Annotated in this window: 16 protein-coding genes, 1 tRNA gene, 1 other RNA gene and 1 other annotated feature; of the genes, 4 read left to right on the top strand and 14 right to left on the bottom strand. The window is 37.3% G+C overall.

All coding sequences use genetic code 11. The features are described 5' to 3' along the window. Positions 1-179: 179 nt before the first annotated feature. The 7 genes from MRBLBA3_RS18725 to tadA all read right to left on the bottom strand — a co-directional run bounded on the left by MRBLBA3_RS18725 (position 180) and on the right by tadA (position 4507). Positions 180-449: a pro-sigmaK processing inhibitor BofA family protein gene (locus MRBLBA3_RS18725; protein ID WP_001089266.1), complete on the bottom strand. Its 270-nt coding sequence runs from the start codon at positions 447-449 to the stop codon at positions 180-182. Between the two features lie 200 nt (positions 450-649). Then, the gene (locus MRBLBA3_RS18720) at positions 650-871 is read right to left on the bottom strand and encodes a YaaL family protein (RefSeq protein ID WP_000466017.1); all 222 of its coding nucleotides are present in this window, start codon (positions 869-871) and stop codon (positions 650-652) included. Positions 872-885: 14 nt separating this feature from the next. After that, a complete protein-coding gene (recR, locus tag MRBLBA3_RS18715; RefSeq protein WP_000559167.1) occupies positions 886-1482 on the bottom strand; it encodes a recombination protein RecR in 597 nt (198 codons plus the stop codon). A 14-nt stretch (positions 1483-1496) separates the two neighbouring features. Continuing rightward, complete coding sequence (locus MRBLBA3_RS18710) at positions 1497-1823, bottom strand: YbaB/EbfC family nucleoid-associated protein (RefSeq protein ID WP_170957726.1); 327 nt, start codon at positions 1821-1823, stop codon at positions 1497-1499. A gap of 25 nt (positions 1824-1848) precedes the next feature. After that, complete coding sequence (gene dnaX, locus MRBLBA3_RS18705; protein WP_000121592.1) at positions 1849-3537, bottom strand: DNA polymerase III subunit gamma/tau; 1689 nt, start codon at positions 3535-3537, stop codon at positions 1849-1851. A 132-nt stretch (positions 3538-3669) separates the two neighbouring features. Next, positions 3670-3934, bottom strand: an RNA gene (gene ffs / locus MRBLBA3_RS18700) — signal recognition particle sRNA large type. A gap of 78 nt (positions 3935-4012) precedes the next feature. Next, the gene (gene tadA, locus MRBLBA3_RS18695; RefSeq protein ID WP_000373358.1) at positions 4013-4507 is read right to left on the bottom strand and encodes a tRNA adenosine(34) deaminase TadA; all 495 of its coding nucleotides are present in this window, start codon (positions 4505-4507) and stop codon (positions 4013-4015) included. A 106-nt stretch (positions 4508-4613) separates the two neighbouring features. On the opposite strand from tadA, the gene MRBLBA3_RS18690 reads away from it, so the two are divergent. The 3 genes from MRBLBA3_RS18690 to MRBLBA3_RS18680 all read left to right on the top strand — a co-directional run bounded on the left by MRBLBA3_RS18690 (position 4614) and on the right by MRBLBA3_RS18680 (position 6583). Continuing rightward, positions 4614-5153 carry an isochorismatase family cysteine hydrolase gene (locus MRBLBA3_RS18690; protein ID WP_000798735.1) on the top strand — a complete coding sequence of 180 codons (540 nt, stop codon included), beginning with the start codon at positions 4614-4616 and terminating at the stop codon, positions 5151-5153. A gap of 123 nt (positions 5154-5276) precedes the next feature. After that, positions 5277-5912 (top strand): deoxynucleoside kinase, encoded by a 636-nt coding sequence (locus tag MRBLBA3_RS18685; RefSeq protein WP_000148211.1) that lies wholly within the window; start codon positions 5277-5279, stop codon positions 5910-5912. A gap of 2 nt (positions 5913-5914) precedes the next feature. Beyond that, a complete protein-coding gene (locus MRBLBA3_RS18680) occupies positions 5915-6583 on the top strand; it encodes a deoxynucleoside kinase (RefSeq protein ID WP_001053582.1) in 669 nt (222 codons plus the stop codon). 35 nt (positions 6584-6618) lie between these two features. Here the strand turns inward: MRBLBA3_RS18680 and MRBLBA3_RS18675 are convergent, their stop codons facing one another. From MRBLBA3_RS18675 to guaB, 7 genes are all read right to left on the bottom strand, one after another. Next, positions 6619-7011, bottom strand: a complete 393-nt coding sequence (locus MRBLBA3_RS18675; RefSeq protein WP_363382930.1) for a DUF3797 domain-containing protein — start codon at positions 7009-7011, stop codon at positions 6619-6621. 166 nt (positions 7012-7177) lie between these two features. Further along, positions 7178-7270 (bottom strand) — tRNA-Ser (locus MRBLBA3_RS18670). A 154-nt stretch (positions 7271-7424) separates the two neighbouring features. Continuing rightward, positions 7425-8699 (bottom strand): serine--tRNA ligase, encoded by a 1275-nt coding sequence (gene serS / locus MRBLBA3_RS18665; protein ID WP_363382927.1) that lies wholly within the window; start codon positions 8697-8699, stop codon positions 7425-7427. A gap of 51 nt (positions 8700-8750) precedes the next feature. Next, positions 8751-8971: a binding site (T-box leader), on the bottom strand. A 54-nt stretch (positions 8972-9025) separates the two neighbouring features. After that, positions 9026-9616, bottom strand: a complete 591-nt coding sequence (gene pdxT, locus MRBLBA3_RS18660) for a pyridoxal 5'-phosphate synthase glutaminase subunit PdxT (RefSeq protein WP_363382924.1) — start codon at positions 9614-9616, stop codon at positions 9026-9028. Positions 9617-9635: 19 nt separating this feature from the next. After that, complete coding sequence (gene pdxS / locus MRBLBA3_RS18655; protein WP_000186161.1) at positions 9636-10523, bottom strand: pyridoxal 5'-phosphate synthase lyase subunit PdxS; 888 nt, start codon at positions 10521-10523, stop codon at positions 9636-9638. A 159-nt stretch (positions 10524-10682) separates the two neighbouring features. Further along, on the bottom strand, positions 10683-11993 hold the full coding sequence (locus MRBLBA3_RS18650; RefSeq protein WP_363382937.1) for a serine hydrolase: 1311 nt from the start codon (positions 11991-11993) through the stop codon (positions 10683-10685). A 113-nt stretch (positions 11994-12106) separates the two neighbouring features. After that, positions 12107-13570, bottom strand: a complete 1464-nt coding sequence (gene guaB / locus MRBLBA3_RS18645) for an IMP dehydrogenase (RefSeq protein WP_000264087.1) — start codon at positions 13568-13570, stop codon at positions 12107-12109. 115 nt (positions 13571-13685) lie between these two features. Between guaB and MRBLBA3_RS18640 the strand changes: the two genes are divergently transcribed. Then, positions 13686-14687, top strand: coding sequence for a YaaC family protein (locus MRBLBA3_RS18640; RefSeq protein ID WP_363382921.1), 1002 nt, complete (start codon positions 13686-13688; stop codon positions 14685-14687). Positions 14688-14741 lie beyond the last annotated feature (54 nt).

Below are 14741 nucleotides of genomic sequence, written 5' to 3'. Positions count from 1 at the left end.
CACGTTGTTTGTTTCGTTTAGTTTTCAAAGTTCAACATCGCGTTTCAGCGACTTTTATAATTTAACATTTCGAGTTGAATCTGTCAACAACTTTTTTCTTTCGTTCCTGACGACGCTTATTAATTTATCATATTAACGATTAATAAGTCAACGCTTTTTTAAAAAATGCCAAAATAATTTTATCTTGGCATTATATATAGCTTAATAATTACCAATGCAGCAACACCCGGAACCCCTAATAAACTCGATACAGTAGCTGTTCCTATATTAATTGGAATATGAAAATCAAAATATGAACCTGCTACATTCACTCCGAATAATAACGCTATACCTAAAGTAACATGAAAGAGGGCTTTTCCTATAAAACGTATTGGTTTGGATGAAACACCAAAAACAAGAAAAATAAAAACTAAAGAAAGAATACCAACAATAATAATTGTAGAATTCATTTTTTCCTCCTTATGAATGACCTATACATATCTATTTGTATGGGACAAGACAATAAAAAAGAACATATAAGCATAACTCCTATCACTTCATCCCCCTAAAATAGACCCTACGCATACCGGCTATCAATTAACACTGTACTACTGTCAACAAACCTAAAGATAGAAACTAAAAAGGTCCCGCTTCAATAAGCAGGACCTTTTTACCATTGTTCCATCTTCACAGGGCGACGCTTCGCTTCTTTTAACAAGAAGAAATATTTTGCCTCCGCTATTTTCAAAGAACAAAGTACAGCTGGAGATGGTTCTACACTTTGTTCAACCATTCTCTTTTGACGTAACCATTCATTCTTTACTTTTTCCAATAGTACAATTAACTTATCATCGTACTCTTTACGCAATTTACCCTTTTTTTGAAAGAACATTTTTGTTTCTCCTCTTATACTTCTCTGCGGCCTTCTAGTGCTTTTGACAGAGTTACTTCATCTGCATATTCTAAATCTCCACCAACTGGTAGACCATGTGCAATACGAGTTACTTTAATACCTGTCGGCTTTAAGAGGCGGGATATATACATCGCTGTAGCTTCCCCTTCAATGTTAGGGTTTGTTGCCAATATCACTTCTTGTACCGTTTCATCGTGCAGTCGCTTTAAGAGTTGCGGGATATTAATGTCTTCCGGTCCAATTCCCTCCATTGGGGAAATCGCACCACGTAACACATGATATACACCTTGATACTCTTTCATTTTTTCCATTGCGATTACATCTTTCGGCTCTTGCACGACACAGACAACCGTTTGATCTCGATGTGAATCATCACAAATATAACAAGGATCGCGGTCAGTAATATGTCCACATACAGAACAATACGCTAAATCTCGCTTCGCATTCACAAGCGCTTTCGCAAAACCTAGCACATCGTCTTCTTTCATATCTAATACGAAAAATGCCAATCGAACCGCTGTTTTCGGTCCGATTCCTGGCAACTTCATAAAACTATCGATTAATTTTGATATTGGTTCTGGATAATGCATATATCAATATCCTCCTAGAACATTCCACCTGGTAAGTTTAAGCCTTTTGTAAATTTACCCATTGTAGAATTTGAAAGTTCATCAACCTTTTTAAGTGCATCGTTCGTTGCAGCTAACACTAAATCTTGTAACATTTCGATATCTTCTGGATCTACAACTTCTTCTTTAATTTTCACTTCAAGAACTTGCTTATGGCCATTTGCAATAACAGAAACCATTCCACCGCCAGCTGTACCTTCAACCGTTTTTTCGCCAAGCTCTTCTTGCGCTTTCGCCATGTCTTTTTGCATTTTTTGCATTTGTTTCATCATGTTATTCATATTTCCCATTCCGCCACGCATCATAATTAATTCCTCCTAATTATTATTACTCTTTTATTTCGATAAGTTCTTGCCCTACTAATTTTACAGCTTCTTCTATAAGAGGGTCTTCTTTTTGTTCTGGGCTTTCTTCAGAATCCCCGCCTTCGCGTTGTAAAAAGTCTTCGCGAATTTTACCCCATTCACTTTTCGGGATAGCAATCATGTTTAACCTTTTACTTAGCAATTCAAAAAGAGTCTGTTCCAACGTATCCATCGCTTCTCGATTTTCACTTGCCATTTTACAATGGATTTCATATTGAAATGCTAACACATAAGTATCATCTGAAGCTGCTACTGGCTCACTATTTTCTAATAAAACAGCAAATGCTACTTTGTTATATGACTTGAGTCTTCCTAACAACTCACCCCATACAGCCTTTAACTGTTCTAAATCTTGACGCTTTGCTTGCTTTAACACTTCATTCACGCGTCCGACAGGAATTTTCATACTTCCTGTTCGTACTGGTTTTGGTGTCGCACGCGTCTCTCTTACTTCCTGCTGTACACCAGCTGGCACACCATTCTTTTTAACTTGCTCTAACTCTTTCTCCAATTGCTGCATCCTGTTCATAATCGCTTGCAAACGATCTGTACCATTTGCCTGCATCATAAACTGCTGACACAACTGCACCATAACAACTTCTAAGAAAATCCGTGGATGATTTGTCCACTTCATCTCCTGTTGTCCCTTACTAAGGGTATGAATAATTTCATAGATTACTTCCGGTTGCATTTCTTCACTTAATGCACGGAATTGATCATCTACAATTACCCGTTCCAACATATGTTCTAATTGTGGTGAAGTTTGATATAAAAGCATATCACGATAGTAGTAAATGAAATCCTCCATAAAGCGAACTGGATCTTTCCCCTTACTCATCATTTCATCTATAATACGTAATGCTCTTGATACATCATTTTCACGTATACATTCTACTAAGTTACCTAAGTATTGTTGAGAAACAGAACCCGTTACAGCTAAAACATCTTCACTCGTCACAGTCTCATCACTATAAGAAATCGCTTGGTCAATCAGACTTAATGCATCACGCATACCACCTTCAGCGGCACGTGCGACGATTTGTAACGCTTCATCTTCTACTTGTGTACCTTCATTTGTCACAACCGTAGATAATCTCTCAACGATATCATTTACTGATATTTTTCGAAATTCAAAGCGTTGACAACGTGAAATGATTGTCGGTGGAATCTTATGCGGCTCTGTTGTCGCCAAAATAAAGATAACATGTCCTGGCGGCTCTTCTAACGTTTTTAAAAGCGCGTTAAAGGCACCCATAGAAAGCATGTGGACTTCATCAATAATGTATACTTTATATTTCACAGCACTTGGAGCATATTTTACTTTATCTCTTATATCTCGAATTTCATCTACACCGTTATTTGAAGCCGCATCAATTTCTAATACATCTGAAATAGATCCTTGTGTAATTCCTAAACAAGAAGGACATTCATTACAAGGTTCAGCTACCGGAGCATGTTCACAGTTAATTGTTTTTGCAAATACTTTTGCAATTGTCGTTTTTCCTGTTCCCCTTGGACCAGAAAATACATAAGCATGTGAAACTTTCTCTTGAAGAAGGGCATTTTGCAACGTTTTTGTCACGTGCTTTTGACCGACTACATCTCCAAACTTTTGCGGTCTCCATGTTCGGTATAACGCTTGGTATGACACGAAAATACGGCCTCCCTCAAAGGTTATTATCTCATTTATTATAACCCATTCTGTTTATAGATTCCAAAAGTTATTTTCCATACAAAAAACCCACCTTTATATTAAGGTGAGTTTTGTATACATATATAACTGCCGTGCACCTTCTGTCGATTACGTACCATAAGCGTTACTCAAGCAGTTAGCTCGGTTCAGGCACTCCTGCGGCACACGAGAAGACCCGCTTATTGCTGCTTCCTTCCGGACCTGACAAGGTTCACGGGGTCCCGTTGCGCAGGACCCAAACGTCAACACCACTTACTTAAGGCAGACCTTACAGCAACATAACCTCGAGAAGGGATTCGGCCTCGCTAGAGCGGATTGCGAGTATAGGGCACCGCTACCTCCCCGCTTAGCACGGCAAAGTTAAAACCAATATTCGGTTGCCTTCAATAAGGCATTATCAGTATAACTTGTTTTTTTACAAAATGCAAATACGTTAGTTTGTATTACTTTGCTCTAATTTTTTCGCTTCTTTTCTTTTCTTACGAAGCTCCCTAAAAAAATTCGTTAACAACGTACCACATTCTTCTTCTAGTACACCAGCCACCACTTCGCATTGATGATTAAAACGCTCATCGGTTAAAAGATTCATTAATGTACCTGCACATCCACCTTTCGGATCGCTCGCACCATATACAACCCTTTTTACGCGTGATAATACAATTCCACCTGCACACATTGGACAAGGTTCTAATGTTACATATAACGTTGCATCTTCTAAGCGCCATGTCCCTAATTTTTTACAAGCTTCATCTATAGCTAAAAGCTCGGCGTGAGCTATAGATCTCTGCTCAGTTTCTCTCAAGTTATGTGCGACACTAATCACTTCATCATCTAGCACAATGACAGCACCGATTGGTACCTCTTGTATCGCCTCTGCCTTCTTCGCTTCCTCTATTGCTAATTGCATAAAATAAATATCTCGATCCATAATATAGTCCTTTCGCCAAAAATAAAATACACTTTTTCATTTCTTACAGGTGGGATAACTTTTATAAATTCAATCCAACCTAAAGAAGAAAGAGAGGGAATTACATATGAAAAATACTGCCTTACTCATTATCGATATGATTAATGATTTTCAATTCTCCCACGGGCCCATCCTGGCACAAAAATGTGAAACCATAAAGAATCCTATTCTACAATTAAAAGAAACAATGAAGTCTTTAGGTTACCCCGTAATTTATGTCAATGACCATTATCAACTTTGGAGGTCTGACATTGATCAACTTATTACTCATTGTACAAATGATTATAGTAAAAATATTATCGAGGCCATCGCTCCGCATACTGACGATTACATTTTTATTAAACCACATTACTCTGCCTTTTATGAAACACCTTTAAATTCTTTATTAGGTTATTTAAAAATCGAAAATCTCATCTTAACAGGAATTGCCGGTAACATATGCATCCTTTTTACAGCTAATGACGCTCATATGAGAAATTATACACTTTATGTACCACAGGATTGCATTGCTTCTAACAACGAGCAAGATAATGAACATGCTTTAAAAATAATGGAGAACACATTAAAGGCAAATATTGTATCATCATCCCAAATAAAATTTAGTTAATACATATCTATTTTCTAACTTTTTATATCAAATCAGTCCGCTCGCCCCCCTCTTGTGCTACAATAATTCTGTTTTGTGTTTTTAGTAGTCACGGTAAATCACTGATTGAAAGGAGGAAACAGCGTGACCGGAGTACCATTTATCACGGTTGAAGGACCAATTGGTGTTGGAAAAACTTCACTTGCGAAGGAAATTTCAACTCACATGCAACTCCACTTACTAAAAGAGATTGTTGATGAAAATCCTTTTTTAGGAAAATTCTACGAAGACATCGACGAATGGAGTTTTCAAACAGAGATGTTCTTTCTGTGTAATAGATACAAACAACTAGAGGATATTAACATAAAGTATTTGGATCAAAGGAAGCCTGTAGTAGCAGATTATCATATATTCAAAAATTTAATTTTTGCATCACGTACATTAAAAGATTCTCAATATGACAAGTACATGCAAATTTATCGTATCCTTACTCAAGATATGCCTGTACCAAATGTCATCGTTTATTTAACAGCGAGCCTAGAAACATTACAAAAACGAATTGCGATGCGCGGAAGAGAATTCGAAAAAAATATGGATCCAAATTATTTACTACAGCTTACAAAAGATTACGAAACAGCAATGGATGCTTTCAAAAAGGACCATCCAGATATTCCAGTATTGAAGTTTAATGGAGACGACATGGATTTTGTAAGAAATCCTGATGATTTAAATGTCATCTTATCCGCTCTTCAAAATACTCTCTTGAAGGAGTCGAAATAATAATGAATTTAAGGCAAAAATATGATATACCAAATGATGCAGTTATCACTATTGCTGGAACAGTAGGTGTCGGTAAATCAACTATGACAACTGCATTAGCTAACGCTTTAGGTTATCGTACATCTTTCGAAAAAGTAGATTCTAATCCATATTTGGACAAGTTCTATGCTGATTTCACACGCTGGAGCTTTCACTTACAAGTGTATTTTTTAGCAGAACGATTTAAAGAACAAAAAAGAATTTTCGAATATGGTGGCGGTTTTGTCCAGGACCGTTCTATTTATGAGGACACTGGTATTTTTGCAAAGATGCATCACGAAAAGGGTACAATGACAGAAACTGATTATGAAACATACAAAGGTTTATTTGATGCTATGGTCATGACTCCTTACTTCCCGCATCCAGACTTATTAATTTATTTAGAAGGTTCTTTCGATGATATTGTCGACCGTATCCAAGAACGAGGACGTCCAATGGAACAACAAACACCAATTGAGTATTGGAAAGAGATGCATGGACGTTACGAAAATTGGATTAATGACTTTAATTCATGCCCTGTTTTACGACTAAACATTAATGAATACGATATTTTAAAAGATGGCGATTCAATCGAACCAATCATTAAAAAAATCGGCCATTTTTTAAAGCAAACACGTAAACTTGTAAAATAAAAAACCCGTGCATATGCACGGGTTTTTCTATTAAATTACTTCTTCTTTGTTGGAGCAATAATTTCACTCTCAGGTTTTCCAGCGTTAATACGCTGACGAACAGTACTTGTACTAATATCATATGTTTCAGCAATCTCTTTAACAGTCATTTCTTTACCGTTAATTACTGCTGTTAACACTTTACCTGTACGTTTTGGAGCTGCTTCTTTCTTTACAGCTGGTTTTTCAACCTTTTTTGGTACCTCTACTTTACTCGCAACTTGTTTTACATCACAAGTACAACCACAAAGTTTACGGAATGTATCATCGCTTATAATGCGTGACACGTTTGCACCACTGTTTAAAATTTTATTGTTCTTACAGACAGGACATTGTACATAATATAAAGTTTTTCCATCTAAAGGAAATGTTTGTATAATAAGATCCATGTTGACTCCTTTCATATCTATGAAGATAATCATCGGAATATGAGTGTGTAATAAGGACAAAATCGCCTTACACCATACTTTATGATTGGTTTTAAAATAAAAACTCGTTACGTGTTGGTAACGAGTTCTCCAATCTCCACTTATATGCGCTGTTGTCAATTATATCTGGAGGAGGTAGAGGGATTCGAACCCCCGCGCGACTCTCGCCGCCTGTCGGTTTTCAAGACCGATCCCTTCAGCCGGACTTGGGTATACCTCCATATTGACATCAAATATAATATCAAAAGAAAAACAGTTAGTCAACCCTACTAAAATAAATTATGAGGAAAGGAAAATTTTACTTTCCCTCTCCTACATTATAGTAATGACAGCGCTCATAATTACCAATCACTCATACCGATGAATGTTTAAATTTACTTAATAACTGTTTTTCCTCCCATATAAGGGCGAAGAACTTCTGGAATTATAATTGTACCATCTTCTTGCTGGTAGTTCTCTAAAATAGCTGCAACTGTACGTCCAATTGCAAGACCAGATCCATTTAATGTATGAACATGTTCTGGTTTTCCGTTTGGCTCACGACGGAAACGAATATTTGCACGTCTCGCTTGGAAAGCCTCGAAATTACTACAAGAAGAAATTTCACGATATGTGCCATAGCTTGGAATCCATACTTCAATATCGTATTTCTTCGCTGCTGTAAAGCCTAAATCTCCTGTACACATGCTCATAACGCGATATGGCAACTCTAATAATTGTAACACGCGTTCTGCATCATTTGTTAATTTTTCTAACTCTTCGTAAGAATCTTCTGGTTTCACGAACTTTACAAGCTCAACTTTATTAAATTGATGTTGGCGAATTAAACCACGTGTATCGCGACCAGCAGAACCTGCTTCAGAACGGAAGCAAGAGCTAAATGCAGCATATCGTATCGGTAATTGCTCTTTACTTAAAATCTCATCACGATGCATATTCGTTACAGGTACTTCAGCTGTAGGGATTAAGAAATAATCTTCGCTTTCAATACGGAATGCATCTTCTTCAAACTTTGGAAGTTGCCCTGTTCCTGTCATACTTGCACGGTTTACCATATAAGGAGGTAATACTTCCTCATATCCATGCTCGTCAGTATGAAGATCAAGCATGAAACTAATTAAAGCACGCTCTAATCTTGCACCAGCACCTTTGTAAAATACAAATCGGCTTCCTGTTACTTTCCCAGCACGTTCAAAATCTAAAATCCCTAAATCTGTAGCAAGATCCCAATGTGGTTTTGGCTCAAAAGTAAATTCTTTCACTTCTCCCCAATTACGTGCTACTACGTTATCATCTTCTGTTTCACCTACTGGAGCAGATTCATGAGGGATATTTGGGATAGATAGCATTAATCTCTCTAAATCTTCTTCAACTGTACGAAGCTCATTATCAAGATCTTTTACTTTTTCCCCGACCTCACGCATTTCTAGAATTAGAGCTTCCGCATCTTTCTTTTCACGCTTTAATACTGAAATTTGTTGAGATACTTCGTTACGTTTACTTTTTAGTTCTTCTGTTTGAACAAGTAGCTCTCTTCTTCTCGTATCAAATTCCTCAAAGCGACCAAAATCTGTTAAATCTTCGCCTCTATGCTGTAATTTTGCTTTTACTTCTTCAAAATTCGTACGTAAAAATTTAATATCAAGCATTATATACTCCTCCTTTTATTTTATAAAACACAAAAAACTCCCGTCCCTATACAAAGGGACGGGAGTTAACCCGCGTTGCCACCCTAGTTGAAAGCATTACCGCCTTCCTCTCAAGTAGAAATAACGGCTCTTCACCGGGAATGTTTACTAATCCAAAGATATTCCACATTCCATTCCAGGATGGATTCACAAACTGTTTCTATCGATTTCCACCAACCATCGACTCTCTATAAGAAACGACATCTGTTACTACTTCCTATCAACACGCTTATTTTATAAAATTGTTACCATCAATTTACTATAATCTTATACAAGTTGCAAGTTACTTATACAACTTTTTTCATTTTCGCTTCTTTTACCATTTCTACGAAGTATGCTGTTACACGATGATCGTCCGTTAATTCCGGATGGAAAGAAGCAGCTAAAAACGGCCCTTGCCTTACCGCTACCATTCGATCGCCATGCGTAGAAAGTACTTCCACATCATCAGCTACATTGACAACATACGGAGCACGGATAAATACGCCAACAAGGTCTTCCCCCACACCTTTCATTGAAAGCGCGGCTTCAAAGCTATCTTTTTGACGTCCGAATGCATTGCGCTCGACTGTAATATCCATAGCACCAATATGTGCTTCTTCATAGCCAATCAATGTTTTCGCAAGAAGAATCATTCCTGCACATGTACCAAACATTGGTTTACCAGACTTCGCAAATGTACGAAGAGGCTCCATGAAAGCATACTTATCGATAAGACGGCGCATTGTTGTACTTTCACCGCCTGGTAAAATAAGACCATCAATCTCTTCAAGTTGTTCTATACGCTTTACAACCACAGCTTCTGCACCACTTGCTTCAACTGATTTTACATGTTCACGAACTGCACCTTGAAGACCTAGTACACCGATTTTCACCATTTTAAAGAATCTCCTTTAATTACCATCCACGCTCTTGCATGCGTTGTTCTGGTAATAACGTTGAAATTTCGATACCTTTCATTGCATTACCTAATCCTTTAGAAAGGCTTGCAATTAGTTCGTAATCTTCATAATGAGTCGTTGCTTCAACGATTGCACGTGCAAATTTCTCTGGGTTCTCTGATTTGAAGATACCAGATCCAACGAATACACCATCAGCACCAAGTTGCATCATTAACGCTGCATCTGCTGGTGTTGCTACACCACCTGCTGCAAAGTTTACAACCGGTAAGCGACCAAGGCGTTTAATTTCAAGTAGTACTTCATAAGGAGCACCAGTATTTTTTGCATATGTCATTAACTCATCTTCACGTAGACTTGCAACTTGACGGATTTCTGCATTGACTTGGCGCATATGACGCACTGCCTCTACAATGTTTCCTGTTCCTGGTTCACCTTTTGTACGAAGCATAGATGCACCTTCTGCAATACGACGTGCAGCTTCTCCGATATCACGGCAACCACATACAAACGGAACTGTGTAATCACGTTTATTTAAATGGTATACTTCATCAGCAGGAGTTAATACTTCACTCTCATCGATATAGTCTACCCCTAATGATTCTAATACACGTGCTTCTACAAGGTGACCGATACGGCATTTTGCCATAACCGGAATTGACACAGCACCCATAACTTCTTCAACAATTGTTGGATCTGCCATACGAGAAACGCCACCTGCTGCACGAATATCTGCAGGTACACGCTCTAGTGCCATAACAGCAACTGCGCCTGCCTCTTCTGCAATCCTTGCTTGCTCAGCGTTAATTACGTCCATAATAACGCCGCCTTTTTGCATTTCTGCCATTCCACGTTTTACACGTTCTGTCCCTGTTACATTTGTCATGTACAAAAACCCCCCTAGGTGAATTGCTTTCCCCGTTAAAGAAGAAAATTAAGAATACTCTTACATTCTACCACTAACTATCTGATGCTTGTCCACTACTTTTTCATAAAGTCGGTATGAAAAATAGGAATAAGAAAAAGCTCCTACAATGAGGAGCTTTTAAAACCAACCTTTTACTGTATCAACAGCACTATTCCACATACTACTAAAGAAAGCACCAATTCCGCGCATAGAACGTGTAAACCAGCCTGCCTCTTCTACTTCAGATTTTGTTACAAGGTCTACTTGTAAGGATTTTCCTGTTAAAAATCCAGGGTCATTACTATCTTTAGACGTTACAACCATTTGGCCAAGTACAACTCCCTTTTTCATAGGTGCTTCTTGTCCCTTATTTCCTTCTTTAAATTCCGTTTTATAAACGTCTTTACTTCCCTTTGGCACCGGAAGTGAAACAGCTTGCTTCGTTTGAACTGCTACATCTTTATCTTTCGCATTTTCAACTCTCACTGTTTCTTTTCCTTTGACCGAAGAACCTTTTTCATACATTTTCTTCATTTCAAAGTTAGCAAAGCCATAATCATATAATTTCTTCGTCTCATCAAATCTTGCCGTATGAGAATTTGTTTTAATAACTACAGAAATGAAGCGCATGCCATTTCTCTCGACCGTACCAGTGAAACAATCTCCTGCTTCTGGAGTTGATCCTGTTTTCAGGCCATCTACGCCATCGTATTGCTTAACTAAACCTTTTAACATCCAATTCCAGTTATCCATATTAATCGGGTATTTTCCGCCCTCTTGGAATACTTTTTTAGGGATTTTTGCTGTATCTAATGTTTTGGGATAATCCTTAATAAGATGTTGCGCTAAAATTGCGACGTCCCTTGCAGACATTTTATTTTCTTCATCCGGTGTTGTTCCTTCGGGATGCTGTCCTTTTAAATCTTTGTTCGTTAGGCCTGTAGAATTTACAAATTTATAATTTTTTAATCCAAACTCTTTTGCCTTATCATTCATCATTTTTACAAAATTAACTTCTTTTCCTGCCACCGCTTCACCTAGAGCAATTGTTGCTCCATTAGCAGAATAAATCGCCATCGCTTCGTATAACTCTTTTACCGTATAAGAACCACCATTTTCTAGTGGAACATTTGATAATGAACGATCCTGTGAAATCTTATGCGCATATTCAGAAACCTTAATTTTCTGATCCCACTTAAGTTTTCCTTTATCCACTGCTTCATGAACTAAATATTCACTCATCATCTTTGTCATACTAGCAATTGATAATAATTCATCTGCATTCTTTTGATATACAATTTTCCCAGAATTCGCTTCAACTAAAATCGCTGCACCAGCTTCAATGTTTAAAGCAGCTCCCGTTTCTGCTGATGCATTGCTATATGGTAACAACATGCTACAAGCTAGTGTAAACACTGTTACTAACGCAATGAATCTTTTGCAAAACATACCTTTCACTTTTGCTACCCCCAATATCTATGTACTCACATAACCGTTATTCTAACATAATCAAAAAAAAATAGACAGAGATATCAAATCTCTGTCTATTTACATATAAGACATTATAATGAGTAGTTTGGAGCCTCTTTTGTAATCTGCACATGGTGAGGATGGCTTTCACGTAAACCAGCACCCGACATACGAATGAACTGTGCATTCTCACGTAAGAATTCTAAATCTTGTGCTCCGCAGTATCCCATACCTGCACGTAATCCACCAACTAATTGATGAACTGTATCTGCTAAAGGTCCTTTATATGGTACTCGTCCTTCAATACCTTCTGGAACAAGTTTTTTGTTTCCTTCTTGGAAGTAACGATCTTTACTTCCTTTTTCCATTGCTCCAACAGAACCCATTCCACGGTATACTTTAAATTGACGACCTTGGTAAATTTCAGTTTCTCCAGGGCTTTCAGCTACACCAGCAAACATACTACCTAACATAACAACGTGTGCTCCTGCCGCTAAAGCTTTAACCATATCACCAGAGTACTTAACACCGCCATCTGCAATAACTGGAATGCCGTGTTTACGAGCTTCAGTCGCACAATCATAAACTGCTGTTAATTGTGGTACACCAACGCCAGCTACAACGCGTGTTGTACAAATAGACCCTGGTCCGATACCAACTTTAACAACGTTTGCACCAGCCTCAATTAATGCTTTTGTTGCTTCAGCTGTAGCAACATTTCCAGCGATAATGTTTAATGATGGATATTTCGCACGAACTTCTTTTACTTTTTCAATAACACCGTGAGAGTGTCCATGAGCTGTATCAAGTACAATTGCATCTACGCTTGCTTTTACTAATGCGTCAATACGAAGCATAGCATCCGCTGTTACACCAACTGCTGCTCCAACTAATAAGCGTCCTTGCTTATCTTTTGCAGAGTTTGGAAATTCAATTACTTTTTCAATATCTTTTATTGTAATAAGCCCTTGTAATACACCGTTATTATCAACGAGAGGGAGCTTTTCAATTTTATACTTTTGTAGGATTTTTTCAGCTTCTTCCAGTGTAGTACCAACTGGAGCTGTAATTAACTGTTCTTTTGTCATTACGTCAGAAATTTTGATTGAGTAGTCTTGGATGAAACGCATATCACGGTTTGTAATAATACCAACTAATTTTCGCTCATCTAAATTATTTACAACTGGCACACCTGAGATACGATATTTTCCCATAAGATGTTCTGCATCGTATACTTGATGTTCTGGAGTTAAAAAGAAAGGATCTGAAATAACGCCGCTTTCAGAGCGTTTTACCTTATCAACCTGCTCTGCCTGTTGTTCAATAGACATATTCTTATGAATGATTCCTAAACCACCTTGGCGAGCCATTGCAATGGCCATATCAGCTTCTGTTACTGTATCCATTCCTGCACTAATTAACGGGATGTTTAGCTGTAAGCTTTCAGATAAAACTGTTTTAACACTTACTTCTCTTGGTAATATATCTGACCTTGCTGGTACAAGTAATACATCATCAAAAGTCAAACCTTCTTTAACAAATTTAGATTCCCACATAATTGTTCCCCCCATGATACCAGAAATTATTATTAGTAGCTTATCAATTGGTTAAAATACTGTCAAGGACGTATATATATGTTAGAATTTTTAGACAATAAAAGGAGCGTAATATATGCATCATACACCTTGTGCTTGGCAGCAATTAAGTTTCTTCTTTTCATCTCAAAATGTACAACATTATCTTGCCCGTTGTTATGAAAAATCCTCGATTCAAGATGCCGAAAAAAAAAGTTTTGAAAATTGTTATCCATTTATTTATTACTTAGAACACGGTAAAAATTATTATGAATTATATAAGACAGCTCCATTTTCCATTCAGCCAATGTTGTTATTTTATGGAATGGGTCAACTTTTTAAAGCCTGTTTATTAACCATTAATCCAAACTATCCAGAATCAACAACTGTTTTAGCACACGGGGTGACGACCCGTAAGCGAAAAAAACAGGGATATCAATTTTTAGAAGATGAAGTGAAAATACAGAAAAATGGACTATTTACTCATGCCGCAGAACAACTGTTTCACATGAAACACTTGGAAACAGAAAAGTTTAACATGTTAGAGTTACTGGGAAAAATTCCTGAGTTACAACATTTATTTCGCTATAGTCAAAAAGGGACAACATTATATAAAATCAATTCAACAAATAAAAATGAGCTCTCCTTTCCAGTCAACATACTGGATCGACTACATATGACTAAAGAGAGATTTTCTCGTTATATCGAAACAACTTGTAAACACTTATCAATACAACATGTACCTGAAAAAAATAATGAATCGAATGTGTTTTTTTCAGCGCCTATTCAATCATGGAATCCTATGTATAGTACTCCTTTATACTATGAACAGCTTTCTAATACGTATTATTTACCACTTACGACTGACCCTAGAAATCCTAAACCCGTATTACCCGAACTTCTCGTTCATTATTTATTGCTCTATAATTTAAGCATGATTTCTAGGTATGAAACGGATTGGTGGTATGACTTACTTGGAAGCTATGGCTCTGAAGACTATCCATTTATTTATCAATTTCTTAATATTTCTGCTCAAAAAATCCCTTACTATATTTCAGCGTTTTTACTAGCAGAACCGGGCCTATTTCATGGGAAGTAAAAAAAACACAAGTCAAAAGACTTGTGTTTTTAGTTGCTTGGCGACGTCCTACTC

This window comes from Bacillus sp. LBA3-1-1.1 (assembly GCF_040676495.1).
Taxonomy (GTDB): Bacteria; Bacillota; Bacilli; order Bacillales; family Bacillaceae_G; genus Bacillus_A; species Bacillus_A nitratireducens.
This window is presented reverse-complemented; position numbering and strand designations above follow the sequence as displayed.

Bases quoted from the DNA above. Each gene is read 5' to 3' on its own strand.
- MRBLBA3_RS18725 (WP_001089266.1), bottom strand. From the start codon at position 449: ATGAATTCTACAATTATTATTGTTGGTATTCTTTCTTTAGTTTTTATT.
- MRBLBA3_RS18720 (WP_000466017.1), bottom strand. From the start codon at position 871: ATGTTCTTTCAAAAAAAGGGTAAATTGCGTAAAGAGTACGATGATAAG.
- recR (WP_000559167.1), bottom strand. From the start codon at position 1,482: ATGCATTATCCAGAACCAATATCAAAATTAATCGATAGTTTTATGAAG.
- MRBLBA3_RS18710 (WP_170957726.1), bottom strand. From the start codon at position 1,823: ATGCGTGGCGGAATGGGAAATATGAATAACATGATGAAACAAATGCAA.
- tadA (WP_000373358.1), bottom strand. From the start codon at position 4,507: ATGGATCGAGATATTTATTTTATGCAATTAGCAATAGAGGAAGCGAAG.
- MRBLBA3_RS18690 (WP_000798735.1), top strand. From the start codon at position 4,614: ATGAAAAATACTGCCTTACTCATTATCGATATGATTAATGATTTTCAA.
- MRBLBA3_RS18680 (WP_001053582.1), top strand. From the start codon at position 5,915: ATGAATTTAAGGCAAAAATATGATATACCAAATGATGCAGTTATCACT.
- MRBLBA3_RS18675 (WP_363382930.1), bottom strand. From the start codon at position 7,011: ATGGATCTTATTATACAAACATTTCCTTTAGATGGAAAAACTTTATAT.
- serS (WP_363382927.1), bottom strand. From the start codon at position 8,699: ATGCTTGATATTAAATTTTTACGTACGAATTTTGAAGAAGTAAAAGCA.
- pdxT (WP_363382924.1), bottom strand. From the start codon at position 9,616: ATGGTGAAAATCGGTGTACTAGGTCTTCAAGGTGCAGTTCGTGAACAT.
- pdxS (WP_000186161.1), bottom strand. From the start codon at position 10,523: ATGACAAATGTAACAGGGACAGAACGTGTAAAACGTGGAATGGCAGAA.
- MRBLBA3_RS18650 (WP_363382937.1), bottom strand. From the start codon at position 11,993: ATGTTTTGCAAAAGATTCATTGCGTTAGTAACAGTGTTTACACTAGCT.
- guaB (WP_000264087.1), bottom strand. From the start codon at position 13,570: ATGTGGGAATCTAAATTTGTTAAAGAAGGTTTGACTTTTGATGATGTA.
- MRBLBA3_RS18640 (WP_363382921.1), top strand. From the start codon at position 13,686: ATGCATCATACACCTTGTGCTTGGCAGCAATTAAGTTTCTTCTTTTCA.